Source organism: Microbacterium sp. SS28 (genome assembly GCF_022761035.1).
Classification (GTDB): domain Bacteria; phylum Actinomycetota; class Actinomycetes; order Actinomycetales; family Microbacteriaceae; genus Microbacterium.
In genome coordinates, this window is record NZ_JAKWJP010000002.1 from 45,869 (window position 1) to 70,422 (window position 24,554).

General features: G+C 72.4%; 19 protein-coding genes. 8 read left to right on the forward strand and 11 right to left on the reverse strand.

Translation table 11 applies throughout. The features are described from left to right. Positions 1–4: 4 nt before the first annotated feature. The 3 genes from MJ607_RS05505 to MJ607_RS05515 are packed head-to-tail and all read right to left on the reverse strand — an operon-like array spanning position 5 to position 2,972. Complete coding sequence (locus MJ607_RS05505; protein ID WP_243074575.1) at positions 5–1,147, reverse strand: Mrp/NBP35 family ATP-binding protein; 1,143 nt, start codon at positions 1,145–1,147, stop codon at positions 5–7. Beyond that, positions 1,144–1,680: a DUF1003 domain-containing protein gene (locus MJ607_RS05510; RefSeq protein ID WP_243074576.1), complete on the reverse strand. Its 537-nt coding sequence runs from the start codon at positions 1,678–1,680 to the stop codon at positions 1,144–1,146. The genes MJ607_RS05505 and MJ607_RS05510 overlap by 4 nt, the downstream gene beginning before the upstream one ends. Continuing rightward, entirely contained in the window at positions 1,680–2,972 is a 1,293-nt protein-coding gene (locus tag MJ607_RS05515) for a magnesium transporter MgtE N-terminal domain-containing protein (protein ID WP_243074577.1), read from the reverse strand. Before MJ607_RS05515 ends, MJ607_RS05510 begins: the two co-directional genes overlap by 1 nt. A gap of 39 nt (positions 2,973–3,011) precedes the next feature. Between MJ607_RS05515 and MJ607_RS05520 the strand changes: the two genes are divergently transcribed. After that, positions 3,012–3,671 carry a general stress protein gene (locus tag MJ607_RS05520; protein ID WP_243074578.1) on the forward strand — a complete coding sequence of 220 codons (660 nt, stop codon included), beginning with the start codon at positions 3,012–3,014 and terminating at the stop codon, positions 3,669–3,671. Beyond that, complete coding sequence (locus MJ607_RS05525) at positions 3,668–4,339, forward strand: alpha/beta family hydrolase (protein ID WP_243074579.1); 672 nt, start codon at positions 3,668–3,670, stop codon at positions 4,337–4,339. The genes MJ607_RS05520 and MJ607_RS05525 overlap by 4 nt, the downstream gene beginning before the upstream one ends. 9 nt (positions 4,340–4,348) lie before the next feature. On the opposite strand, the gene MJ607_RS05530 is transcribed toward MJ607_RS05525, so the two are convergent. Together MJ607_RS05530 and MJ607_RS05535 are read right to left on the reverse strand one after the other, a co-directional pair. After that, on the reverse strand, positions 4,349–5,785 hold the full coding sequence (locus MJ607_RS05530) for an aminopeptidase P family protein (RefSeq protein WP_243074580.1): 1,437 nt from the start codon (positions 5,783–5,785) through the stop codon (positions 4,349–4,351). Between the two features lie 52 nt (positions 5,786–5,837). After that, positions 5,838–6,857, reverse strand: coding sequence for an endonuclease/exonuclease/phosphatase family protein (locus tag MJ607_RS05535; RefSeq protein WP_243074581.1), 1,020 nt, complete (start codon positions 6,855–6,857; stop codon positions 5,838–5,840). A 73-nt stretch (positions 6,858–6,930) separates the two neighbouring features. Here MJ607_RS05535 and MJ607_RS05540 point away from each other — a divergent pair, with 73 nt between their 5' ends. Continuing rightward, positions 6,931–7,800 (forward strand): PHP domain-containing protein, encoded by an 870-nt coding sequence (locus MJ607_RS05540; protein ID WP_243074582.1) that lies wholly within the window; start codon positions 6,931–6,933, stop codon positions 7,798–7,800. Between the two features lie 7 nt (positions 7,801–7,807). Here the strand turns inward: MJ607_RS05540 and MJ607_RS05545 are convergent, their stop codons facing one another. Together MJ607_RS05545 and MJ607_RS05550 are read right to left on the reverse strand one after the other, a co-directional pair. Next, positions 7,808–8,227, reverse strand: coding sequence for a PLDc N-terminal domain-containing protein (locus MJ607_RS05545; RefSeq protein ID WP_243074583.1), 420 nt, complete (start codon positions 8,225–8,227; stop codon positions 7,808–7,810). Positions 8,228–8,328: 101 nt separating this feature from the next. Beyond that, positions 8,329–9,828 (reverse strand): DEAD/DEAH box helicase, encoded by a 1,500-nt coding sequence (locus MJ607_RS05550; RefSeq protein WP_243074584.1) that lies wholly within the window; start codon positions 9,826–9,828, stop codon positions 8,329–8,331. A 238-nt stretch (positions 9,829–10,066) separates the two neighbouring features. On the opposite strand from MJ607_RS05550, the gene MJ607_RS05555 reads away from it, so the two are divergent. Continuing rightward, positions 10,067–10,783, forward strand: coding sequence for a ferritin-like fold-containing protein (locus tag MJ607_RS05555; protein WP_243074585.1), 717 nt, complete (start codon positions 10,067–10,069; stop codon positions 10,781–10,783). 84 nt (positions 10,784–10,867) lie between these two features. Here the strand turns inward: MJ607_RS05555 and MJ607_RS05560 are convergent, their stop codons facing one another. Next, positions 10,868–11,155 carry a hypothetical protein gene (locus MJ607_RS05560; protein WP_243074586.1) on the reverse strand — a complete coding sequence of 96 codons (288 nt, stop codon included), beginning with the start codon at positions 11,153–11,155 and terminating at the stop codon, positions 10,868–10,870. Positions 11,156–11,161: 6 nt separating this feature from the next. Then, positions 11,162–11,386, reverse strand: a complete 225-nt coding sequence (locus MJ607_RS05565; RefSeq protein ID WP_243074587.1) for a DUF3107 domain-containing protein — start codon at positions 11,384–11,386, stop codon at positions 11,162–11,164. A 167-nt stretch (positions 11,387–11,553) separates the two neighbouring features. Here MJ607_RS05565 and MJ607_RS05570 point away from each other — a divergent pair, with 167 nt between their 5' ends. Then, positions 11,554–14,832, forward strand: coding sequence for a UrvD/REP family ATP-dependent DNA helicase (locus tag MJ607_RS05570; RefSeq protein ID WP_243074588.1), 3,279 nt, complete (start codon positions 11,554–11,556; stop codon positions 14,830–14,832). 92 nt (positions 14,833–14,924) lie between these two features. Continuing rightward, positions 14,925–18,323, forward strand: a complete 3,399-nt coding sequence (locus MJ607_RS05575; protein ID WP_243075264.1) for an ATP-dependent DNA helicase — start codon at positions 14,925–14,927, stop codon at positions 18,321–18,323. Here the strand turns inward: MJ607_RS05575 and MJ607_RS05580 are convergent. After that, the gene (locus MJ607_RS05580) at positions 18,227–19,525 is read right to left on the reverse strand and encodes a phosphotransferase (protein WP_243074589.1); all 1,299 of its coding nucleotides are present in this window, start codon (positions 19,523–19,525) and stop codon (positions 18,227–18,229) included. The genes MJ607_RS05575 and MJ607_RS05580 overlap by 97 nt on opposite strands. Before the next feature lie 110 nt (positions 19,526–19,635). Here MJ607_RS05580 and nudC point away from each other — a divergent pair, with 110 nt between their 5' ends. Further along, entirely contained in the window at positions 19,636–20,553 is a 918-nt protein-coding gene (nudC, locus tag MJ607_RS05585) for an NAD(+) diphosphatase (RefSeq protein WP_243074590.1), read from the forward strand. Next, positions 20,550–22,328, forward strand: coding sequence for an ATP-dependent helicase (locus MJ607_RS05590; RefSeq protein WP_243074591.1), 1,779 nt, complete (start codon positions 20,550–20,552; stop codon positions 22,326–22,328). Before nudC ends, MJ607_RS05590 begins: the two co-directional genes overlap by 4 nt. Before the next feature lie 762 nt (positions 22,329–23,090). On the opposite strand, the gene MJ607_RS05595 is transcribed toward MJ607_RS05590, so the two are convergent. Continuing rightward, on the reverse strand, positions 23,091–24,491 hold the full coding sequence (locus MJ607_RS05595) for a zinc-dependent metalloprotease (protein WP_243074592.1): 1,401 nt from the start codon (positions 24,489–24,491) through the stop codon (positions 23,091–23,093). Positions 24,492–24,554 lie beyond the last annotated feature (63 nt).

Below are 24,554 nucleotides of genomic sequence, written 5' to 3' on the forward strand. Positions count from 1 at the left end.
GAGCTCAGCGCAGACTGAGCGGCAGTGAGCGTCCCGCGAGCCCGCGCGGCTGCACCGCGAGGTTCGCGGCCAGATCGGCGATCGCGGCGGCCGCTGAGTCCTCCGGGTGTGCGACGACGACCGGGATGCCGGCATCCGCGTCCGCCCGCAGCGCGGGACTCAGGGGAATCGACGCGAGGAGCGGCACGGGGGTGCCGGAGTCCGAGAGCGCGTCTGCGACGGCCATCCCCCCGCCCGAGCCGAAGATGTCGACCGTCGTGCCGTCGGGGAGCGTGAACGCGGCCATGTTCTCCACGACGCCGGCGACCCGCTGTCCCGTCTGGCGCGCGACGATCCCGCTGCGGATCGCGACGTCGGATGCCGCAGCCTGCGGCGTCGTGACGACGAGGACCTCGGCGTGGGGGAGCAGCTGTCCCACCGAGATCGCGACGTCGCCGGTGCCGGGCGGCATGTCCAGCAGCAGGATGTCGAGGTCGCCGAAGAACACGTCGGTGAGGAACTGCTGCACCGTGCGGTGCAGCATGGGCCCGCGCCACGCGACAGCCGATCCTTCTTCGCCCTCGCGCAGGAACATGCCGATCGACACGACCTTCACGTCGTACGCGATGGGCGGCACGATGAGCGCGTCGATGCGAGTCGGCCGCTGCGTGCGACCCTCGGCGTCGACGAGGCCGAGCAGGCCCGGGATCGAGAACCCGTGCACGTCGGCGTCGATGAGTCCGACGCTCAGCCCCCGCGCCGCGAGCGCGACCGCGAGGTTCGCCGTCAGGGTCGACTTGCCGACGCCGCCCTTGCCGCTCGTCACGGCGATGACGCGCGTGAGCGACTCCGGTCCGAACGGCATGGCGCGCGCGGCACGTCCGTCGCGCAGCAGCTCGGTCAGCTCACGGCGCTCGTCGGGGGTCATGACGCCGAGGGCGAGTTCGACGTGGGCGATGCCGTCGACGGAGGCCGCGGCATCCGTCACGTCCCTCGCGATGCGGTCGGCGGCAGGGCATCCGACGATCGTGAGCGCGATGCCGACCGACGCGACGTCGCCGTCGACCGTGATGTCGCGGAGCATGCCGAGCTCGGACAGCGGCCGGCGCAGTTCGGGATCGACGACGGCTCCGACGGCGGAGCGGACGGCCGCTGCGGCGTCGCTCATCGGCGCTCGGGCTCGACGGGCTGTTCGGCGTGGCCGCGCAGGTCGAGCTGCTCGAGCAGCGTCTTGAGCTCGGCCCGCAGGACGTCGCGGGTCACGACGTCGTCCGAGAAGTCGGTGACGGCCATCCGGAGCGCGACGACCTCGCGGGCGAGGTACTCGGTGTCGGCGAGGTTGCGCTCGGCACGCTGCCGGTCCTGCTCGATCTGCACGCGGTCGCGGTCGTCCTGGCGGTTCTGCGCGAGAAGGATGAGCGGTGCGGCATACGACGCCTGCAGCGAGAGGATGAGCGTCAGCAGCGTGAAGTTCGAGGCGCGCGGGTCGAACTGCCACTGCACGGGCGCGAACGTGTTCCACGCGAGCCACACGACGACGAAGATCGTCATGCCGATGAGGAAGCCCGACGTGCCCATGCCGCGCGCGAATGCCTCGCTGAAGCGGCCGAAGCGGTCGCTCGACTGCTGCGGGGGGCGCTGGAGCATGCCCGAGCGACCGCGAGGAGCGTCGAGCGACGGCGTGCGGGTCGTGCGTGCCATCAGCGCCTCCTAGGGATGCTCGCGGTCGTGGTGGGAACGGGTTCGACAGGTGCCTCGTCGGCGTCGTGAGATCGCCAGTCCTCGGGCAGGAGGTAGTCGAGCACGTCGTCGACGCTGACCGCGCCGACGAGGCGGTGCGCCTGGTCGACGACTGGCAGCGAGACGAGGTTGTAGCTCGCGAGGAGGCGCGCGACCTCAGCTGCGGAGGCGCCGGCGGGGACGGGGTCGAGCGTGTCGTCGATGATCGCGCCGAGCCGCTCGTGCGGCGGATAGCGCAGCATCCGCTGGAAGTGCACGGTGCCCAGGAGCCGTCCGGTGGGCGTCTCGTAGGGCGGGAGCGTCACGAAGACGGCGGCGGCGAGTGCCGGATGCAGTTCGTGACGGCGGATGAGCGCGAGCGCCTCGGCGACCGTCGCATCGGCCGACAGGACGATCGGCTCGGGCGTCATGAGCCCGCCCGCCGTGTCGGGGCCGTACTTGAGGAGCGCGCGGACGTCCTCGGCCTCTTCGGGCTCCATGAGGTCGAGAAGCTCTTCGAGACGTGCCTCGGGAAGCTGGGCGAGGACGTCGGCCGCGTCGTCGGGCTCCATCGCGTCGAGGATGTCGGCGGCGCGCTCGTCGCCGAGCGCCTCGAGGATGTGCACCTGGTCCTCTTCGGGCATCTCTTCGAGTGCGTCAGCGAGGCGGTCGTCGGGGAGTTCCTCGGCGACCTCGATGAGGCGGTCGTCGGGAAGATCGAGGAGCGTGTTGGCCAGGTCGGCGGGCTTGAGCTCGGAGTACGTCGCGACGAGCTGCTCGGCGGACTGCGACTCGCCGGGAACCTGGTTCTCGCGCACCTCGTTCCACTCCGCGAACGTCGTGGGCCCCTTCGCGAACGGCGAGCCGCTCGTCTTGGGCCGCCGCAGGAACAGCTGCCCGACATCCCACTCGCCGAGGCGGTTGCGCTCGATCGCGACGTCCTCGATGACGGCGACCCCTGACCCGTCCTTGAGGTAGACCTTGCGGCCGAGCATCTCGACCATGACCCGCACCTCGCCGCCTCGCTGCTGGAAGCGGCGCACGTTGATGAGGCCCGTCGTGATGACCTGGCCGGTCGCGATCGAGGTCACGCGTCCGATCGACACGAACACGTGGCGACGACCCGGGATCTCGACGATGAGGCCGATGACGCGCGGCGGATCGTCCTTGCGATAGATCACGACGACGTCCCGGACCTTGCCGAGACGGTCGCCGGCGGGGTCGAAGACCGAGCACCCGGAGAGGCGCGCGACGAATACCCTCTGCTGGCTCACCCGTCCAGCGTAGACCCGCATGCATGGGAGGATGAGGAGGTGAGCATGATGGGTGGGCGGTCCGCGCAGGCAGCCGGCGAGGTCGGTCAGACCGTCGCATCCTTCCCCACGTATGAAGCCGCGCAGAAGGCGGTATCGACGCTCATCGCGAGCGAGGTCCCGGCGCGCGACATCGCGATCGTGGGCTACGGCCTGCGATCGATCGAACGCGTCACGGGACGCCTCGGCTATGCCGGCGCCGCCCGCACGGGTGCCATCAACGGCGTGCTGCTGGGTCTGCTGTTCTCGGCGATCCTCGTGCTCGGCACGCCGTCCGTGCCGATCCAGGCGTTCGTCGGCGTCGTGTTCGTCGGCGTCGCGATCGGCATGCTCATGAGCATCGTGGCGTACTCGCTCGTGCGGCGCCGCCGCGACTTCGCCTCCGTCATGCAGGTCGCCGCCGACCACTACGACGTCACGGTGACGGCGTCGAGCATCCACCGCGCGCGGGAGCTCATCGGCTCGGGGACGGTGGCGCCTCCTGCCGCGAGCCCCGCTCCGGGACCTGCTCCCTCTCCTGCTCCCGCGCCTCAGCCGGCTCCTCAGCCGGACGAGCCGCCTCGATACGGCGAACGCGTCGTCCCGCCCGCGGAGGCGCCGTCGTCCGACGAGCCGGCGGGCGAACCTGCGGCCGACGCGGGGGACTCCACGCGATCGTGAGCGACTCCGACGCGCGCATCCCGGTCAGGCTTCCCGCAGGCGAGACAACGGTGTCGGGCGTCTGGGAGCAGCCCGACGACGCGTGGGCCGTCCTCGCGCTCGCCCACGGCGCAGGCACCGCGCACGCGCACCCGTTCCTGGTCGGATTCGCGGACGCCCTGCGGACGCACGGGATCGCGACGCTGCGGTTCAACTTCCCCTACTCCGAGGCAGGACGACGGATGCCGGGTCCTGCCGCGCACGCCGTCACGGCGTGGTCGGCGGTGCAGGCGTGGGTCGCCGAGCGCTCCGCCCTGCCGCTGTGGGCGGCAGGCAAGTCGTACGGCGGTCGTATGGCCTCGATGGCCGCTGCGGAAGGCGCCATCACGCCCGCGGGGCTCGTCTACCTCGGCTATCCGCTGCATCCGCCGGGGGAGCCCGCGAAGGCGCGCGTCGCGCACCTGCCCGACATCCCGCAGCCCCAGCTGTTCGTCGAGGGCACGAACGACCCGTTCGTCGATCCGCACGCGCAGCTGGAGGAGGCTGTGGCCTCGTGCCGGGATGCGACGCTCACGTGGATCGACGGCGGCGGGCACTCGTTCGAGGTCAAGGGCCGCAAGCGCCCCGCCGACGAGATCGGCGCGGAGCTCGCGCCGATCGTCGTCGAATGGATGCGCTCGCAGCGCTGACACCCGCCGTCAGCTGATGCCGACCCGCAGCATCCACTCCTCGATCTCGTCCGCCGTGCGGGGGATGCCGCCGGAGAGGTTCTCGACGCCGTCCTCGGTCACGACGACGTCGTCTTCGATGCGCACGCCGATGCCGCGGTACTCCTCGGGGACGGTGAGGTCGTCGATCTGGAAGTACAGCCCCGGCTCGATCGTGAAGACCATCCCGGGCTCGAGGACGCCGTCGTAGTACATCTCGCGCCGCGCCTGCGCGCAGTCGTGCACGTCGATGCCGAGGTGGTGGCTCGTGCCGTGCACCATGTAACGGCGGTGGTGCCCGCCGTGCTCTGCGTCGAGCGCCTCTTCGGCCGTGACAGGCAGCAGCCCCCATTCCGCGACGCGCGCCGCAATGACCTTCATCGCGGCCTCGTGCACGGAGCGGAAGGTCACGCCGGGCCGCGCGACGGCGAAGCCCGCGTCGGCGGCTTCGCGCACGGTCTCGTAGACCTTGCGCTGCACGTCCGTGAAGCGCCCGCTCACAGGCAGGGTGCGCGTGATGTCGGCCGTGTAGAGGCTGTCGACCTCGACGCCCGCGTCGATGAGGATGAGGTCTCCGGGCACGACGGCGCCGTCGTTGCGCGTCCAGTGCAGGTAGCACGCGTGCGGACCGGAGGCGGCGATCGTGTCGTAGCCGACGGTGTTGCCGTCGCTGCGGGCCCGCTGGTGGAAGACGCCCTCGACGATTCGCTCACCACGCGAATGCGCGATGACGCGGGGCAGCTCGCGGATGACGTCGTCGAAGCCCCGGGCGGTCACGTCGACCGCGAGCCGCAGCTGCGCGAGCTCGAACGAGTCCTTGACCAGACGCAGCTCCGACACGAAGCGCGTGAGGTCCTCGTCCTCACCCACGACGAGGTCGTCGTCGCCCGCCGCGAAGTCGTCGATGTGCGCCGTGTCGAGGCCGAGCTCGCCGGCGACGCCGCCGAGCGCGGGGCGCGGGCCGATCCAGAACTCGCCGATCGAGGCGTCGGCGTAGAACTCGCTCGTCGTGCGGTCCGCCCGCTCGCGGAAGTAGAGAGTCGCATCGTGCCCGCCGTCGGCGAGCGGCTCGAAGACGAGCACCGAGTCCGGCTCCGAGTCGGCCTCCCAGCCTGTCAGGTGCGCGAACGCCGAGTGCGCGCGGAACGGGTAGTCGGTGTCGTTGCTGCGCTGCTTGAGCGACCCCGCGGGCACGACGAGGCGCTTGCCCGGGAACGCCGCCGAGACCTTCTCACGGCGTGCCGCGGCGAACGGCGCCTGAGCGCGCAGGGGAGGGGCGAGCTCGGGCCGCTCCGCCCAGCCCGTCGAGATCGTCTCGAGGAAGCCGCCGCCGTACGGCTGACGACGGTTGGTGGATGTCGACGGACGCGCGGGCGCGTCGGCGGCGGTGTCGGTCGCGATCGTGTCGCTGTCGCCTGAAGTGCTCATCCGTCAAGTCTCCCACGCACTCGCGGGGCCGCAACCGGACTCGCAGCGGCTCTCAGCCGACGGGCTCGAGCTGCACGATGAGGGGTCGATGATCGCTGCCGGACCCGTCGAGCGAGCGCAGCACGATCGACCCCGTCGGGCGCCAGTTCTCGGACGCCAGGACATGGTCGATCGGCGCGCCGAGCAGACCCGGCATGTCGGTCGACCACGTGCCGACCGAGCCGTTGCCCGTCTCCGAGGCGGCATCGTGGCAGTGCCCGAGCGTGCCGCCGTCCAGGCCGAGCCGGCCCATGTGGTCGATCGTCGCGTTGAAGTCGCCGGCCATGATGACGTTCTCGTCGCCGCACTGGTCCGCGAGCCACTGCAGATCCTCGCGCCAGTGCTGCATGTAGCTGCGCCGCGGCGCGACGGCGTGCGCCGCGACGACGATGGGTCCGTCGCCGTCGACGGGCATCGCGACGGCGCTCGGCACCGTCGAGGTGTTCGTTGTGCCCTCGACCGACGACTCGATGACGGCGTAGTCGCCGAGCTCGGGGGCGATGAGGAGCGTCGTGGAACGCGCGTCCCAGCCGTCCTCGCCGAACTCGGCGTGGTGCGCCCACATGGGGTGACCGAGCTCGCGCATCGCGATCGCGACCTGCTCGCCCGTCTCGATCGTGGTCTCGGGGAGCGTCACGATGTCGGCGTCCATCGCGACCGCGATCTGCGCGACGGACTGAGCGGATGTCGCATCCCCCGCGGTGTTCCACGTCATGACGCGCACGGAGTCCGCGCCCTTCTCGGGGAGCGTGTCGGTGCCGAGGCCCCGCGAGACGACGATGACGCCGTTCGCCACAGTCGCGATGACCGCGATGCCGGCGAGCGAGAGCGCGAGCGCGCGGAGCGGCCGGATGAGCGCGAGCAGGAGGAGGACGGCGGCGGCGGCCGCGAAACCACCGAGGACCAGTATCCGGAACGCGATGATCTGGGCGATCGGATAGATGTCCGCGACACGGAAGAAGGAGGGCCAGGTCAGCACCGCAGCGACGATTGCGGAGAGCACGGTGACCAGGATCCCGAGCAGTCGCAGCACGTCGGCGACTCTATGTCAGCACCCTGGGAGGAGCCTGCCCGCAGCCCCGGCGCGGCGGCGCTACGCTCGAAGGATGTCAGGGGATCGGCGCTTCGAGGGGCCGAGCGACCTGCACCTTCACTCCGTCCATTCCGACGGCACGGAATCGGCCGCCGACGTCATGGCGGCGGCGCATGTCCGAGGCCTGAGGACCGTCGCGCTGACCGACCACGACACGACCTCCGGGTGGACCGAGGCGGCCGAAGCCGCGACATCCCTCGGCATGACTCTGCTGCCGGGGATGGAGTTCTCGGCCCACGGCGAGGGACGCTCCGTGCACCTGCTCGCCTACCTCTTCGATCCCGACGACCGGGGCCTGCGCACCGAGATGGAGCGCATCCGCGAGGACCGCGTGGGACGCGCCGAGCGCATCGTGCGCCGCATCGGCCGCGACTACGCGCTGGAGTGGGAGGACGTCGTCGAGCAGACGGGCGACGGCGCCACGGTGGGGCGTCCGCACATCGCCGACGCGCTCGTGGCCCGCGGCATCGTCGCGACGCGCGGCGCCGCCTTCGACACGATCCTGCATCCGCGGGCCGGGTACTACGAGGGCCACTACGCCCCCGACATCGCGAAGGCCGTCTCGCTCGTGGCCGCCGCCGGCGGCGTGCCGATCGTCGCGCACCCCACGACGGCCGGGCGCGCGCGCATGATGCCGGTCCCACTCCTCGAGCGGCTCATCTCACTCGGTCTCGCAGGCTTCGAGCTCGAGCACCGCGAGAACACGGCCGAGGGCAAGCGCGTGCTCTATCGTCTCGCCGAGCGCCACGACCTCATCGTGACGGGCTCGAGCGACTATCACGGCCTCGGCAAGCCCAACATCCCGGGCGAGAACACGACGAGCGACGACATGGTCGCGCGCATCATCGCCCTCGGGACCGGAAGCAGCCCCGTCTACGCGTGACGCGCGATCAGCTGATCGCCTTCGCCTTGATCGCCTTGTACTCGGCCTCGGAGATCGAGCCGGCGTCGAGCAGCGCCTTGGCGCGGACGATCTCCTCCGAGGGGCTCGTGCCCGAACCCGCGACGGACTTGATGTACGCGTCCTGCGCCGCGCGGACCTTCGCCGCCTCGGTTGCGGACCGCTTGCTCATGCTCGCACCGCGGGCGATGAGGTAGATCAGCGCCGTCAAGAACGGGACGAAGACCAGGAAGATGATCCACAGCGCCTTGAGCCAGCCGTTGAGGCCGCTGTCCTGGAAGATGTCGCGGATGATCGCGAAGAGGACCAGGAGGTACGCCACGAACACGAACAGCGCGAAGAACCACCAGACGAAGTCCCATACCGAGAGCGCCGCACTGGTGTTCTCGACAGTTTCCAGGATTCGCATGCGTGCCTCTTTCGCCGGGAGCGGCGCGGATGCCGCTGGGCACACACTAGCGCCCCCGACGACGTCAGCTCAGGCGACCGCCCGAATGGGGTGAACCGCGCTCAGGCGCCCACGGTGGGTGCGCTGGGACGGCGACGCCGGCGTCGGCGCGCCGCTGCCGGCTTGCCGTCGTGGTGCTCCTTGCCCTGCCCGTCGTGCGTGCCAGCCCCTTCCGCCCCGCGATCCGCCGAGCCGTCGAGATCCGTCGTCGCGGCATCCCGCGGCGCATCCGCCTCGAACGTCGAGCCGACCCGGTCGCCGCCCGATCCGCGCGAGCGACGGCGGCGACGGCGCGTCGTGCCCTCGTCGGTGCCTTCGGCCGCGACCTCCGCGGCGCGGGCAGGCTGCTGCGTGCGGATCGTCTGCGTCTTGGGGGCCGTCGCGATGCGCCCCTTCGTCCCCGCGGGGATGCCGAGGTCCGCGAACAGGTGGGGGCTCGAGGAGTAGGTCTCGACGGGGTCGGGCTGGCCGAACTCGAGGGCGCGGTTGATGAGCGCCCACTTGTGCAGGTCGTCCCAGTCGACGAACGTCACGGCGATCCCGGTCTTGCCCGCGCGGCCCGTGCGGCCCGCACGGTGCAGGTAGGTCTTCTCGTCGTCGGGGATCGTGTGGTTGATGACGTGCGTCACGTCGTCGACGTCGATGCCGCGCGCCGCGACGTCGGTCGCGATGAGGACGTCCTTCTTGCCGGCCTTGAATCCGGCCATCGAGCGCTCGCGCGACTCCTGGCTCATGTCCCCGTGCACGGCGCCCGCGTTGAACCCGCGGTCGTTGAGCTCGTCGACGAGCTTCTGCGCGGCGCGCTTCGTGCGTGTGAACACGACGGTCTTGCCGCGGCCCTCGGCCTGCAGGATGCGCGCGATGACCTCGTCCTTGTCGAGCGCGTGCGCGCGGTAGACGAGGTGCTGGATGTTCGCCTGCGTCAGACCCTCGTCGGGATCGGTCGCGCGGATGTGGATGGGGTTCGACATGAAGCGACGCGCGAGGGCCACGATGGGTCCGGGCATCGTCGCGGAGAAGAGCTGCGTGTGGCGGATCGCCGGCACCTTCTGGAAGATCTTCTCGATGTCGGGCAGGAAGCCGAGATCGAGCATCTTGTCGGCCTCGTCGAGGACGACCTCGGTCGCGTTCGAAAGGTCGAGAAGGCGCTGGTTGTTCAGGTCGATCAGGCGGCCCGGGGTGCCGACGACGATCTGCGCGCCGGCCTTCAGCTGCTCGATCTGGCCCTCGTACGCTTTGCCGCCGTAGATCGCCACGACGCTCGTGGAGCGTCCGGAGGTCAGCATGTCGATGTCTTCGTATACCTGGACGCACAGCTCACGGGTCGGGACCACGATGAGCGCCTTGACGCCGTGCTCCGGGTTCAGTCCGAGACGCTGCACGACGGGGATGCCGAACCCGAAGGTCTTGCCCGTTCCCGTCTTGGCCTGCCCGATGATGTCCTGCCCCGGGAGCCCGAGGGGGATCGTCTGCTCCTGGATGGGGAACGCGTCCACGATGCCGCGTCCAGCGAGGACATCGACGATGTCCTGGTCTACGCCGAGATCGGCGAAGGTCGTCACGATGAGAGCCTGTCCGGCGGCGAGATGACCGCCTGAGAGAGAAAAAGGATCCACGCCCTTCACTCAGCCGCAGGCGCGGGGCCCCCGATCCGTCGCCGGGGACCCGACAAGACTAGCGGAGGCACGTCGGGGCGCTCGTAACGACGACGTCCGAGGGATGCTCCGCGCGCCGCTCCAGTCGTCGAGGCGCACAACGCGCAACCGCGCCCACGCGGGCCCGGGGCCTAGGCTGTACTCCGTGTTCGACTGGTTGCTGCGCGGTCCGCGTCGGGAGTCCCGCTCGCTGCGACTGCGCTCGCGAGACGAGCCGAGCACGACGACCCGCGTCGACTTCGAAGAGCTCGCGCCCGAGATCGACACGTTCCTCGGGCAGGCGGCCTACCTGCAGCTCGGCTTCTTCGAGACGCTGAGCGAGCTCATCGCGATGACGCCCGAGCTCGAGAAGAAGGCCGCGCTCTCGCGTGCGGCCGGAGCGGCGCTGACCAAGCACGAAGAGCTCGTCGGACTCATCAGCGACCGCGGCGACGATCCGACGACGCTCATGCTGCCCTTCCGCGAGCCGCTCGACGCCTTCCGGCGCGCGACGCACGGCGTGCGCCCGCAGGAGACGATGCTCTCGGTGCACATCACAGCCGGCATGCTCGACGACTTCTACCTCGCCCTCTCGACGAGCTACGGCGAGACGGGCCGCCGCGTCGCGCGCACCCTGCGCGCCGACGACGACCGTCAGGCGATCGTCGAGATCCTCGCCGAGACGATCGCGAGCGACGAGGAGTGGAAGTCGCTGCTCGCGATGTGGGGTCGCCGTCTCGTCGGCGACACGCTTCTCATCGCGCGTGCGGCGCTGCGACCGACGACGCTGCGCATCGCGGACGAGGAGAAGGTCGAGCCCGTTTTCACCGAGCTGATGGCCGCGCACTCGCGCCGCATGGACGCCATGGGGCTCGCGGCTTAAAGACCGTCGCAGGCCGCCGAGCGGGCAACCATGCGCCGCGGAATCCCGCCGCGCGGCATCCTGCTCTCGTGTCCGGGTGTCGAGTCAGACGAGGCGCAGACGCGCGCGCTCGCGGGCGTCGCTCGCGATGCGCCGGCGAGCGAGGAGCGCCACGACGGGCCACGCGATCCACGACACGACGAACGGCGAGGCCCACAGCCAGAAGCTGTCAAGCCCCACGCCCGCCCAGGTCAGGATGAGCCAGCAGAGTCCTGCGACGAACGCGCCGATGATCGGCGCGAGCGCCGCGCCGCGCGTCTCGCGCCCGCGGGCGAGCACGTGCACGGCGAGTCCGATCGACGCGCCGACGATCAGGGCGATCAGGATCTGCACGGCGCGTCAGGCGACGAAGCCGACGCGGCGCGACTCTTCGCTGCCGAGCTCGATGTAGGCCAGTCCCGCAGTCGGGACGATGTAGGAGTTGCCCTTGGCGTCCGCGAGCGTCAGGTGCGTCGCGCCGCCGTCGAGCGCTGTCGCGACGGCCTTCTTCACGGCGTCCGCCGGCTCGTTGGTCTCGAAGCTGAGCTCGCGGCCGGTGTTCGCGATGCCGATGCGGATCTCCACGTGACTGCCTTTCTGCCGCCGTGCGACCCGGATCCCCGGGCGCATGGCAACTCTATGACACTCCTCCGCACCGCCGGCGCCGCATGGCGCACGCTCTGGGCGAACGACGGTGCGACACCGCGGAAGGGCGTCAGGGAGGTGTCGGCGGGTCGCGCTACGGTGCTGGAGTGAGCCCCGACACCGTCCTCGACCCCGCTCAGCTCCGCGTCGTCGGACTGCCGGTCGAGGCATCGGGCACCGTCGTCGGAGCGCCCGGAACGGGCAAGACGGCGACGCTCGCCGCGCGCGTGGCGGCCCTGCTCGCGAGTGGTGCGCTGAGCCCCGACGAGATCCTCGTGCTGACGCCGACGCGGCAGACGGCGACGGCGCTGCGCGATCGGCTCGCGGCGGATCTCGACGTCGCGACTCCTGGACCGCTCGCGCGGTCGGTCGCCTCCTTCGCCTTCGGACTCGTACGCGCCGCGGCGGTCGCCGAGAGCGCCGCGCCGCCCCAGCTGCTCACGGCGGGCGATCAGGACCGCATCGTGGCCGAGATGCTCGCGGGCGACGCGGACGACGCCGCCGTCGGTCGCGACCGCTGGCCCGCTGCGCTCGGCCCCGCGCTGCGCGCCTCGCGGCAGTTCCGCGCCGAGCTCCGCGCGCTGTCGGCCGAGTGCAGCGAGAGGGCGATCGCCCCGGAGGCCCTCGCGGGGGCGGGCGAGGCCTACGACCGTCCCGCATGGACGGCGGCGGCATCCTTCCTCCGCGAGTACCGGGACGTGCTCGGCTCGATGCGCTCGGCGCACCGCGACCCCGCCGAGCTCGTCCACGAGGCCGCGGGGCTGCTCGCGGGCGCCGCACGCGGCGACAAGGGCGAACAGCGTCTGGGCGCCGCCGCCGACCTGCGCGTCGTACTGCTGGACGACGCGCAGGAGCTCACGCCCGGGGGAGTGGGACTCGTGCGCGCCTTCCGTGCGCGCGGAGTCGCCGTGATGGCCTTCGGCGACCCCGACATCGGCTCGGGGGCCTTCCGCGGAGCGAGCGCGTCGCTCTTCCGCGAGCTCGGCGACCTGCTCGGCGAGACGTGGGTGCTCGACACGCCGCATCGCGCGACGGCGTCCCTCACGCGGCTCGCCCGCACCGTCACGGAGTCGATCGGGGCCGGCGGCACCATCGTGCACCGACGTCCTCCCGGGCCTCCCGTCGAGGACGACGGCTCGGTCGTGTGCCACGTGACGCCTTCGCCGTTCGAGGAGATCGACCGCATCGCGCGCATCGTCCGGGAATGGCACGTCCTGCACGGCATGCCGTGGGGCCGCATCGCGGTGATCGCGCACGACACGCGACAGGTCGCCGACCTGGAGGTCGAGCTCGCCGCGCGCGAGGTCCCGACGCGCGCGGGCGCGCTCTCGCGACCCCTCGGCGGCGAGAGCGTCGTGCGCGAGATCTCCGAGTTCGTGGCGCTCGGCATGGCGCCGGCCGCCGAGAGGTCGTACGAAGAGCTCACGGCCGCCCTCCTGTCGCCGTTCGGGGGGCTGGATGCCGTGAGCCTCCGCCGCCTGAGGGCTCGGCTGCGCCACGCGGCCCTCCGCGAGGCGCAGGAACCCGGAGCGGGCCCGGCACGCGTCGCTCGCGAGCTCGTGTGCGAGGCCATGGCGCACCCCGCGGGGCTCGCGCTGCTCGACACTCCCGAGGCCCGCGCCGCAGAGCGCGTCGCCGCGACACTCGCCCGCGTGCACGACGCGGCCGCGCGCGGCGACAACGCCCACGAGCTGCTGTGGACCGTGTGGGATCGCTCGCGCGACATCTCGGGTCGCCGGCTGTCGGCCGCCTGGAGCGACGTGGCGTCCGCGCCCGGCGTCTTCGCTGCGGAAGCCAACCGGGCGCTCGACGCGCTCGTCGCGCTCTTCGACGCCGCCAAGCGGTTCACCGAGCGCTCACCCCGCGAGAACCCCGCCGTCTTCCTCCGCCGCATCCTCGACAGCGCCGTCCCGGAAGACATCCTCACGGCGCCCGACCGCGCCGAGGCCGTGTCGATCCTGACGCCCGCCTCGGCCCTCGGCGCCGAGTTCGACGGCGTCGTGATCGCAGGACTGCAGGACGGCGTCTGGCCGAATCTGCGGCCGCGCGGCGGCACGCTCGACGCGTGGCGGCTCGCGGACGACGTCGCGGCGTGGCGGGCGGGACTGCCCGCCCCCGCCGCCCCGGCAGCACTCGATCGCCGCCGGGACGCCCTCCACGACGAGCTGCGCCTGTTCGTGCGCGCCGTCTCCCGCGCGCGGCTGCGGCTCGCCGTCACGGCGGTCGACGACGACTCGCTCGGACCGAGCCCGCTGCTGACCTTCCTCCCCGCGCCCGATGAGGCCGCCGCCGAACGGGCCGAGGCGCAGCATCCGCTCACGCTCCGCGGACTCGTCGCGCAGCACCGCCGGACGCTCACGACGTCGCCCTCCGCGGTCGCGCGACGACACTCCGCCGAACAGATCGCCGTCCTCGCGCGGGAGGGCGTCGCGGGGGCGGCTCCGCGCGACTGGTTCGGGGTCGCGGCAGCGTCCTCGACCGGCCCCCTGCGCGATCCGCTGCGGGCGCCGGTGCCGGTGTCGCCGTCGAAGCTCAAGACGTTCTCGGACTGCGGGCTCGATTGGGCCATCCGCGCGCTCGGCGGTGACACGCGGTCCTGGTCGGCAGGGGCCGGCACGATCCTGCATGCCGCGATGGAGGAGGTGCCCTCGGGCGACCTCGACCAGATCGTCGCGATCGTCGACGACCGCTGGGGCGAGCTCGACTTCGAGGCGGACTGGATCTCGCGCAAGGAGAGGGCCTGGGCAGACGTCCTCGCGGGGCGGCTGCACCGCTACCTGCACATGTTCCACGCCGAGTCGGGCCGGACGATCGGCGCCGAGGCCCGCTTCCGCCTCGCCGTCGGGATGGATGCCGCGCCCGGCGAGACGCCGCCCGTGCGCGTCGCCGGCGATTCGCCGGAGCGCGAAGGGCGCTGGGCCATGCTCAGCGGTTCGATCGACCGCGTCGAGGCCTACCCGCCGGGGCGCGGCGAGGGGCTCGCCACCGACGATGCTCCGCCCGACCGCGAGCGCGTCCTCATCGTGGACCTCAAGACGGGTCGCTCCGAGGCGCGCGTGAGCGACGACAAGGTGGCCGACGACCCGCAGCTCGCGGCATATCAGCTCGCCTTCCTCGAGGGCCTCGTCCCGGGCGCCGAGGGCGCCGCCAATGCGGGAGCACGCCTGATCGTGCTCTCACGCACGACCCAGAAGGAGCCCGACTACCGCCTCGCGCGGCAGCTGCCCATGGACGACACTTCACGCTCCGCCTTCCTCGAGCAGATCGCGACAGCTGCGCGGGCGATGGCCTCCGACCGGTTCGCGGCGCCCATCGACGCCCACTGCGCGACGGCCCGCTTCGGCGTCTGCGCCCTGCACACGGTCAAGGCGGTGTCCGCTTCGTGAGCATCCTCGCCCCCGAAGACGTCACGACCGACGTCTGGTCCGGGCCCCTCGCGATCCCCGCGGCGTCGATCGCGATCGCGCTCGGCCTCCCGATGCCCACGCCCGAGCAGACGGCGGTCATCGAAGCGCCGCCCGCGCCCGCCATCGTCATCGCCGGCGCGGGAAGCGGCAAGACCGAGACGATGGCCGGACGCGTCGTGTGGCTCGTCGCGAACGGGCATGTGCGGGCAGAAGAGGTGCTCGGCCTCACCTTCACGCGCAAAGCGGCCGGTGAGCTCGCCGAGCGCATCCAGCGCCGGCTCACGACGATCGGCGAGTACGAGCAGCGCGGGCTGCTGCCGCACGTGCAAGCTCTCGTGACGCGCGGCGATCTCGCGGCGTTCTGGGAGGCGCACGCGCACTCCTCTCCGCGTGACCGTCAGACCGCGCTGGGCGCGCTCCTGGACGGGCTCGCCGTCGAGTTCGGCGCCGCGCCGGCCGGTGGATCCACCGCGGCCGACGCACTCCTGCGCCGCGCCCGCGTCGCGACGTACAACTCGTTCGCGGACGGGATCGTCCGCGATCACGGAGCCCGCATCGGCCGCGATCCCGACTCCGCACTGCTGAGCCAGTCCGGCTCGTGGCTCCTCGCGCGCCGCGTCGTCATCGGCTCGCCTGACGAGCGGCTCGCGCAGCGCGAGGAGGCGTTCTCGACCGTCGTCGATGCCGTGCACCGCCTCGCGGGCGAAGTGCTCGACAACCGTGTCGACCTCCCCGAACTCGTCGCCTATGGCGACCGGTGGGCCGCGCGACTCGCCGACGTCAGCTGCCGTCTCAAGAAGGACCAGACCCTCGTCGACTCGGCGCGGCGGAGCCTGAGCGGGCTCTCCGTGCTCGCGGGACTCATCGCCGACTATGCGGAGCGCAAGCGCGCGGACGACACGCTCGACTTCGCTGACCAGGTCGCCGGGGCGCTCCAGATCGTCGAGGCTGCACCGGATGTCGCGGCCGAGATCCGCGACCAGTTTCGCGTCGTCCTGCTGGACGAGTACCAGGACACGTCCGTCATCCAGACCGATCTCCTCGCCGCGATCTTCCACGACACGCCCGTCATGGCTGTCGGCGACCCGCACCAGTCGATCTACGGCTGGCGCGGAGCATCCGCCGACAACCTCTCGGCCTTCCCTGCGGCGTTCGCGCGCACCACGGACGCGCGGCACCACAGCCTCATGATCAGCTGGCGCAACGACCTCGGCGTCCTCACGGCGGCCAACGCGGTCCTCGCGGGCAGCGATCGGCAGACGGTCGCCGTCGACCCGCTCGCACCGCGCCCCGGCGCCGCAGCAGGGCGCGTCGGGCATCGCTTCGACCCGAGCGTCGACGACGAGGCGCACGAGGTCGGGCGGTGGTTCGCCGCGGTCCGCGCCGAGCACGAGGCGGAGCAGGACCGGATGGCGCTCGAACGCGCCGCCGCGGGGCTCGCGGTCGAGCGGCGCGCGCACTCCGGCGCGATCCTGTTCCGCACGAAGCGGCACATGCAGCTCTTCTCCGACGCGCTGAACGCGGCGGGCGTGCCCAATCGCATCCTCGGCCTCGGCGGTCTCCTGTCGGCTCCCGAGGTGGTCGACGTCGTCTCGGCGCTGCGGGTCGTCCACGATCCGTCGCAGGGATCGGCACTGCTGCGGATCCTCTCCGGTCCGCGCTTCGCGATCGGCGTGCAGGATCTCGCGGCGCTCCAAGGCCTCGCCGAGACCCTCGCCCGCCGCGACGCGACGCTCACGAAGTTCGACGACGAGCTCGCGCAGCGCATCAGGGGCTCCGCGGGTGCCGACGAGCAGTCGTCGATCGTCGACGCTCTCGAATTCGTCCGCCGCGCGTCGGCCGACCACGGACTGCTCTCGGACATCACCGCCGACGGGCGCGCCCGCCTGCGCGACGCGGGTGAGCTGTTCCATCGGCTGCGCGGCTCGGTCGGGCAGCCGATCCCCGACCTCATCCGCATGATCGAGCTCGAGCTGCGCCTCGACATCGAGCTCGCGGCGAACGAGACGCGCGGGCCCGCGCGCATCGCGTCCTCGCGGCTGCGATCGTTCCTCGACGAAGTGCGCGCGTTCCTGCTCGCCGACGACCGGGGGTCGATCGCGAGCCTGCTCGCGTGGCTCGATCACGCTGAGGAGACCGACGAGCTCATGCCGCGACCCGAGCCGCCCGAGCCCGGCGTCGTGCAGCTGCTGACGATCCATGGCTCGAAGGGCCTGGAATGGGATGCCGTCGCCGTCGTCCGTCTCGTCGAGGGCGAGCTGCCGAAGGCGCCGCGCACCGTCGCGGGATGGCTCGGCTTCGGCGTGCTGCCGTACGCACTGCGCGGCGATCGTGCCGCGCTGCCCCGCCTCGAGTGGGATCCCGCCGACGACGACGTCGACCTGCCTGCCGCGATCGAGGCCTTCCGCGAGGCCGACCGCGAGCACCAGGAGCGCGAGGAGCGCCGTCTCGCCTACGTCGCCGTGACGCGGGCCCGCGCGGACCTGCTGCTGACGGGCTCGCACTGGGCCGGTCAGCAGGCGCCGCGGCGCCCGAGCCGCTATCTGCAGGAGATGCTCTCGGCGCTCGGTCGTGACGAGATCGACGCGTCGGATCCCGGCGACAATCCCTATCTCGAGAAGGGCGGCCGGGTGCTCAGCTGGCCCCTCGATCCGCTCGGCGAGCGTCGGCCCGCCGTCGAGCGCGCCGCTCAGGAGGTCGCATCGGCCGCGTCGGGCGAGCCCGAACCCGACGACGTGCTCGGCCCGCTGCTCGCCGAGGCGGAGCGTCGCCGGCGGGGCGAGGTGCCGCAGGCGCCGGCCCGCATCGGCGCATCGCGCTTCAAGGACTTCGTCGGCGACTTCGGTGCGACGGTCCGCTCGATCGCGCGGCCGCTTCCCGAGCGGCCGTACGGTCAGACGCTGCGCGGAACGCTCTTCCACGCGTGGGTCGAGCAGCGCTCGGGGCTCGCGGGACGCGGCGCATCGCTCGACGACGCGCTGTGGGAGATCGACGACGAGACGAGCGAGACCGAGGTGTCGATCGAGGAGGAGCAGGCGCTCGCGCGGCTCCGTGCCACGTTCGAGGCGTCCGAGTGGGGGCCGTTGCAGCCGATCGAGGTCGAGACCGAGATCGACATCTCGCTTCCGGGCGCGGAGCAGCTGGGGCGGGTCGTGTGCAAGCTCGACGCCGTGTACCGCCGCGGCGACCGGATCGAGATCGTGGACTGGAAGACGGGCCGCCCGCCGGCGTCAGCCGCCGAGCGGGAGGAGCGGATGTTCCAGCTCGCCCTGTACCGCCTCGCGTATCACAAGCGGCACGGGGTGCCCCTCGACGAGATCGACGTCGCGCTCTACTACGTCGGCGACGATCTCGTGATCCGCTCGGACCGCGTCTACTCCGAGGACGAGCTCGTCCAGCGTTGGAACGCGGCCCGCGAAGCGCGATCCGCCTCCCGCTCCTCGTCGACGTCCGCCGTGCGCGGCGCCTGATCCTCGAGCTCCGCGAGATCGAGCGGCGCCGTCGAGGTGTCGTCGAAGAGGGCGGCGCCGGGTGCGTCGACCTCGGCGGACTCCTCGGTCCCCTCGTGATCGGCTGCGGCCTCGTCGGCGGGTGCGCCTGCGGCATCCTGCGTCGTGATCCACAGCGAGAGCTCTTCGGGGTCGTACGCGTCGGTCTGCATCGACGTGTCGACGCTCGTCGGCGACGGCTCCGGCACGCGTCCCAGCAATGCGATCGCATCCTCGACGTCGAGGTCGCCGGGCGGCACGAGCTCGTCGCCGCGCACGCTCTCGACGAGCGCGTCCAGCAGCCCGACGGCGTCCGAGACGATGTCGTCGCGACCCACCTCGACGCCGTGGACGAGCCACTTCGCGAACTCGAGCTCGGCGTACAGTCGGGCGCGCTCGCGCACGAGGGCGTCCGGCGCGCGACTCACGTGTCCGGAGTAGGCGCGGTACACGTCGGCGGCGGCCGTGGGAGCCGAGGCGAGCCACTGCAGGTCGGTCGCGGGGTCGCCCACCTGCAGCCCGTGCCACTCGAGCAGTCCCGTGACGTGCGGTGCCGACTCGATGTCTTCGAAGAGGAAGGATGCCGCGCCGGCGCCGCCCAGCACGACGGCCGACTCGAAGCGCCACAGCACGTCGGCCTCGACGGCCCGCGTCCAGCGGTCGAGGAGGGCCTCGGGTGCCTGGTGCGTCGCACGGACGCGGTCGATGAGCCGGCGCACGTCGTCGCGGATCTGGCTCGGCGTGCGCACGGGCAGGCCCTCGGTCCGCACGATCGACAGCGGAAGCGTGTGCAGCGCCGCGAGCGCCTCGCCGACGGAGGTCGCGGCCCCGCGTCCGGGCGGCAGGTGCGCGGCGTCGACGCGATATCCGGGCAGGAAGTCGACGACGACGACGCGGGCGTCGCCGAGCCCCGCTTCGCCGAGCAGTTCGGGGGCGCGGAACGGCAGAAGGCCCCGCACACCCGGGGTCAGGGCGCGCAGCGCCCGCACTTCGGCGGCGAGCTCGGTCGCGGCATCCGGGTCCGCCGGCGCGCGCACGACGACGCGGCGTCCGTCGTCCAATTCGGCGACGGCGGAGTCGAAGCGCCCCGCGGCGCCCTCGGTCAGGGCGCCGGCCCCGACGACGCCGACCCGGGGCAGAGCCGACGTCACGGACGCGGCTAGAGTGAGGGGAGAGCGTGCCATGTGCCCAGGGTAGGTCGGCCGTCGCCGCCCATCCTGACGCCACGCCCGGGTGCGCTGAGCCCGCCGGCCCGCCGGTGTCCTACCGCCGCCGACCACCAGAGAGGTGCTGGATGACCACGCCCGGACGCACTCGCCCCGCTCTGTCCGCACCGGGCCTCGACCGTGCCGCGGAGGAGCGCTCCGCCGACGGCCTGATCGAGCGTCTGCGAGCGGATGCCGCGACCCGCGTGCTCGTCCTGCACGGGGATGCCGCGCCGCTCGCAGCCACCGACCGTCCTGCGTTGCATTTCGCTGCACCCGGCGATGTGCCGGCATCGGCAGAGTGGGCCTTCCTCGGACGCGATGCCGATGGCGTCGCCGTCCTCTCCGCGACCTTCGGGGCCGACGCATCCGCCCCGTTCTCGGCGCCCGGCCGCTGGGCGGGCCTCCGCGCCGTGGGCGGCGATCTGTCCAGGGACGAGGCGGGCCTCTTCGTCGAGGCGCTGAGCCTCGGCCGGTGGCTCCTGGAAGCGCCGTTCTGCCCCGCATGCGGCGCACGGACAGAACTGCGCGGCGCGGGCTGGTCACGTCACTGCCCGGACTGCGGTCGAGAGCACTTCCCGCGCACGGATCCCGCCGTCATCGTCGCCGTGACGAGCGCGCAGGACCCCGATCTGCTGCTGCTCGGGTCGAACGCGGCGTGGGGCGCGGACAGGTACTCATGCTTCGCCGGCTTCGCCGAGGCGGGGGAGTCGCTCGAGGCCGCGGTCGTGCGGGAAGTGCGCGAGGAGTCGGGCGTCGAGGTCGCCTCGCTGCAGTACCGCGGCTCGCAGGCGTGGCCCTACCCCCGTTCGCTCATGCTCGGATTCTTCGCGACGGCGCTCGAAGACGCCGCGGCGCGCCCCGACCTCGACGAGATCGCGGCGGTCCGGTGGTTCACGCGCGACGAGATCGGCGCCGGCCTCGCGGGCGAGGGCGACGTACTTCTGCCCGGGCCGGCCTCCATCGCGCACCGCCTCATCTCGGACTGGCACGCGGGGGCGGAATGACGGACCGGGCGCTCGAGGGGCTCGACGAGCAGCAGCGTGAGGCGGCGACGACGCTGCGCGGACCTGTCGTGGTGCTCGCTGGCGCGGGCACCGGGAAGACGCGCGTCATCACGCGTCGCATCGCGCACGGCATCGACACCGGCGCATACTCGCCCGGGCGCGTCATGGCCGTCACCTTCACGGCGAAGGCCGCGGGCGAGATGCGCTCGCGCCTGCGCGGACTCGGCATCGAGGGCGTCTCGGCGCGCACGTTCCACGCGGCGGCCCTCGCCCAGCTCAACTACTTCTGGCCCACCCTCGCGGGCGACACGATGCCCGGCATCATCGACAACAAGGTGCGCATGCTCGCGCACGCGGCCGACGGAATCGGCATCGATCCGGATGTCGCGACGCTCCGCGACGTCGCGAGCGGCATCGAGTGGCGCAAGGTGACGCTGCGCAGCATCGACGCCTACACCGCGTCACGCCCAGAGGGCGTCGGACGCCTCGAGGCGAGCCGCGTCGCCGAGCTGCACCGCGCGTACGAGAAGCTCAAGGACGAGCGTCGCCAGCTCGACTTCGAGGACGTCCTGCTCGCGTGCGCGGGCATGCTCGAGGCCGAGCCCCAGGTCTCGCGCGCCGTCCGGGAGCAGTACCGCCACTTCACGGTCGATGAGTTCCAGGATGTCTCGCCGCTGCAGCACCGGCTGCTCGGTCTGTGGCTCGGCGATCGGCGCGACCTCTGCGTCGTCGGCGATGCGAGTCAGACGGTGTACTCCTTCGCGGGCGCCGACGCGCGCTACCTCCTCGAGTTCGCGCAGCACCACGAGGGCGCCAAAGTCGTCAGACTCGAGAAGAACCATCGATCGGATGCCCCGATCCTGGGTGTCGCTAACGCCCTCATGCGCGACCGCCCCGGCGCGCTCGTACTGTCGGCAGCGCGCGCGCCGCGCCCGGATGCACCCGCCCGTGAGGGTCTCCCGACGGTCACGGGGTACAACGACGACGAGGCCGAGGCACGCGGCGTCGCGGCCAGGATCCGCGTGCAGCTCGATGCGGGAACCGATCCTCGGCGCGTCGCGATCCTCTACCGCGCGCATGCGCAGTCGGCCGAGTTCGTCCGGGCGCTCGCAGATGCCGGCATCGCTTCGTCGGTGCTCGGCGGCAAGCGGTTCTTCGACATCCCGGAGGTCCGTCAGGCGCTCATGGCGCTGCGTGGAGCCTCGGTCGCGCCGCTCGAGAGCGGGTTCCTCGGCGCGGTGCGCGACGTGCTGCGCTCGCTCGGGCTCACGGAGGAGCCGCCTCAGGCCGGCGGCGCGCTGCGGGATGCGTGGGAGGCCCGCGCGGCGATCCTGCGCCTCGCCGAGGAGGCGCCGCAGGGCACGAGCCTGCGCGCGTTCACCGACGACCTGCTGGCGCGGGCCAAGTCGCACGACGAGCCGTCGCTGCGCACCGTGACGCTCGCAACGCTGCATGCGGCCAAGGGACTCGAATGGGACCACGTCCACCTCGTCGGGCTCGCCGAAGGGCTGCTTCCGATCGGCTATGCGACGACATTCGAGCAGGTCGACGAGGAGCGCCGGCTCGCGTACGTCGGCATCACGCGGGCCGCGCGTACGCTGTCGCTCTCGTGGTCACCGGGATCTCGTGGACGCGCGCCGTCGCGATTCCTCCGAGAGATCGGCAGCGACATGCTACGTGCGGGCGATGCGTCCGCGTCGTCCGCGCCCCGGTCTCGGCGCGCACCGTCAGCGAATGCGCAATCCGGCGCCCGGGGTGGCGCGCCGCGTCCGTGAGCATGTGGGCGGCCGCCAGCCCGCCCTCCCACGCCGCAGCCGCCGACACGTGGGGCGCGCGGCGGCCCAGCAGCTGCGAGGCGAGCTGAGGCCACGCGTCGTCGGCGTCGCGCCGATGGGCTGCGACGCACGCGAGACACGGCGTGAGCCCGGGACGCACGAAGGGCCCGATCTCGACGCTCGTGCCGCTGAAGACGACCGGCAGGTGCGGGATGTCGCGCCCGAGCAGCAGCGCCGCGCTGCGGGGATCGACGACATGGTGCGCCACGAGGATGACGGGGGTGTCCCCCGTGGCTTCGGTCCTGCTCCACGGCTCACGGGCGGAGGCGAACCCCGCCGCCTCGAGGGCATCGCGGAGGTGCCCGACGAGCGCCGAATCGTCGCGCTCGGCCGTGAGCATCAGGACGCAGGAGGGCGGCGCGGGGCGTTCGGTCGCGAGCGCACGCGAGAGGCGTCGGACGAAGACACCCACGGCGCCGTCCGGCGCGCCCACCGCGCTGCCGACCGCTTCGAGGCCCGCGGGCGGGATCCCGCGCTCGAGTTCGCGCACGAGCCGCTCCTGCCACGGCTCCGAGACGTCGACGATCGCGACGGGCTCCAGACCGAACTGCAGGGTCGTGGCATCCCGCCACAGCGGAGGGTGAGCGGGGTCGAGGCGCAGCATCCCCCGATCATCTCGGCGTGTGCGCGACCGGAACGCTCCTCCACAGGATGTGCACCGGCGTACGTGCCGGCCCGCACCCTGGGGAGGAGAGGACAGGATCAGACGGGGCGCTCGTCCTCGGGGTCGGTGGGACCGTCCTCGGCGGGACCGTCCTCGGAACCGCCCTCGGGGGCGTCGCCGGTCTTCCCGGACAGGAGCGCCTCGAGGGCGTCGTCGAACGCGTCGCGCGCGGGCTCTTCGCCGCGGGCACGGGCCTGCAGCCGCGCGACGAGCGCGGCGGGGTCGTCGATGTCCTCGGACGTCGGCATGAGGTCGGGGTAGTCCCACAGGGCGTCGCGCGCGGCGGGGCCGACGGCATCCGTCACGGCACGCCACATCGCGGCGGCCTCGCGCATGCGGCGCGGCCGCAGCTCGAGACCCACGAGCGAGCCGAGCGCCTGCTCGGCGGGGCCGCCGACGGCGCGGCGCCGGCGCACGGCCTCACCGATGCGCTCGGCCGAAGGCAGCCGGCTCGTGGCATCCGTCGTCACGACGTCGACCCAGCCCTCGATCGTCGCGAGCAGGTTCTCGAGCTTCGTGAGCGCCTGCGTCTGCGCCTCGGAGCGCGCCGGCAGCAGCGCGCCGCTCTCGAGCGCGCGGCGGAGCTCCTCGGGCTCGGACGGGTTGAAGCGCGACGCGAGGTCCTCGAGGGCCTCGGTGTCGACGTGCGTGCCGCGCGCGAATTCGGTCACCTGCGTGATGACGTGCAGCCGCAGCCACCGCGCGTGGCGGAAGAGCCGGGCGTGCGCGAGCTCGCGCGTCGCGATGTAGAGGCCGAGCTGGTCGTCCGGGATCTCGAGATCGCGACCGAAGTCCGCGAAGTTCTGGGGGAGGATCGCGGCCTCGCCGTCCGGCATGACGGGGATTCCCACGTCGCCGCCACTGACGACCTCGAGTGAGAGCCGGCCGACGACGTGTCCGAGCTGTGTCGCGAACAGCGAGCCGCCGACCGTGCGCATGAGACGGCCCGCGCCCTGGATGAGCCCCTGCATGTCGTCGGGCGCCTGATCGCTCAGCGCCGATGTGAGGGCGTCGGCGATGCTCGTCGCGACGGGCTCGGCGAGCTCCTGCCATACCGGGAGGGTCGCCTCGACCCATGCGCCGCGGGTGAGCACCTGCGGAGGCTGGGCGAGCTCCGAGATCGTCGTCGCCTCGCTCAGCCACAGCGCCGCGAGGGCGAACGCCTGATCGAAGTCGGTGCGCTGGCCCGCGGTCACCCCCAGGCCGTCCTGGTTGGCGAGGTGCAGGGCCTGCCGCTGGGCGAGGTCCCACTGGATCTCACCGCCGCCGGCGAACGCGCCCTGGAGCTGCTGCATGAGCGTCTGCATCGTGGCGGGATCGATGCCCATGCCCGTCAGCCGCGAGAGCTGCTCGGGATCGATGCCCTCGGCACCGGCTCCGAACAGCTGCCTGATGAGTTCCTGGAACTCCTCTTCCGGGCTGCGATCGTCCTCTGGCACTTCAGCCGCCTTTCAGCCGGTTCATGACCTCGCGTTCTACGCTAGTGGCACGCATCCTCGCAC

Bases quoted from the DNA above. Each gene is read 5' to 3' on its own strand.
- MJ607_RS05505 (WP_243074575.1), bottom strand. From the start codon at position 1,147: ATGAGCGACGCCGCAGCGGCCGTCCGCTCCGCCGTCGGAGCCGTCGTC.
- MJ607_RS05510 (WP_243074576.1), bottom strand. From the start codon at position 1,680: ATGGCACGCACGACCCGCACGCCGTCGCTCGACGCTCCTCGCGGTCGC.
- MJ607_RS05530 (WP_243074580.1), bottom strand. From the start codon at position 5,785: ATGAGCACTTCAGGCGACAGCGACACGATCGCGACCGACACCGCCGCC.
- MJ607_RS05540 (WP_243074582.1), top strand. From the start codon at position 6,931: ATGTCAGGGGATCGGCGCTTCGAGGGGCCGAGCGACCTGCACCTTCAC.
- MJ607_RS05545 (WP_243074583.1), bottom strand. From the start codon at position 8,227: ATGCGAATCCTGGAAACTGTCGAGAACACCAGTGCGGCGCTCTCGGTA.
- MJ607_RS05575 (WP_243075264.1), top strand. From the start codon at position 14,925: ATGCCCACGCCCGAGCAGACGGCGGTCATCGAAGCGCCGCCCGCGCCC.
- MJ607_RS05580 (WP_243074589.1), bottom strand. From the start codon at position 19,525: ATGGCACGCTCTCCCCTCACTCTAGCCGCGTCCGTGACGTCGGCTCTG.
- nudC (WP_243074590.1), top strand. From the start codon at position 19,636: ATGACCACGCCCGGACGCACTCGCCCCGCTCTGTCCGCACCGGGCCTC.
- MJ607_RS05590 (WP_243074591.1), top strand. From the start codon at position 20,550: ATGACGGACCGGGCGCTCGAGGGGCTCGACGAGCAGCAGCGTGAGGCG.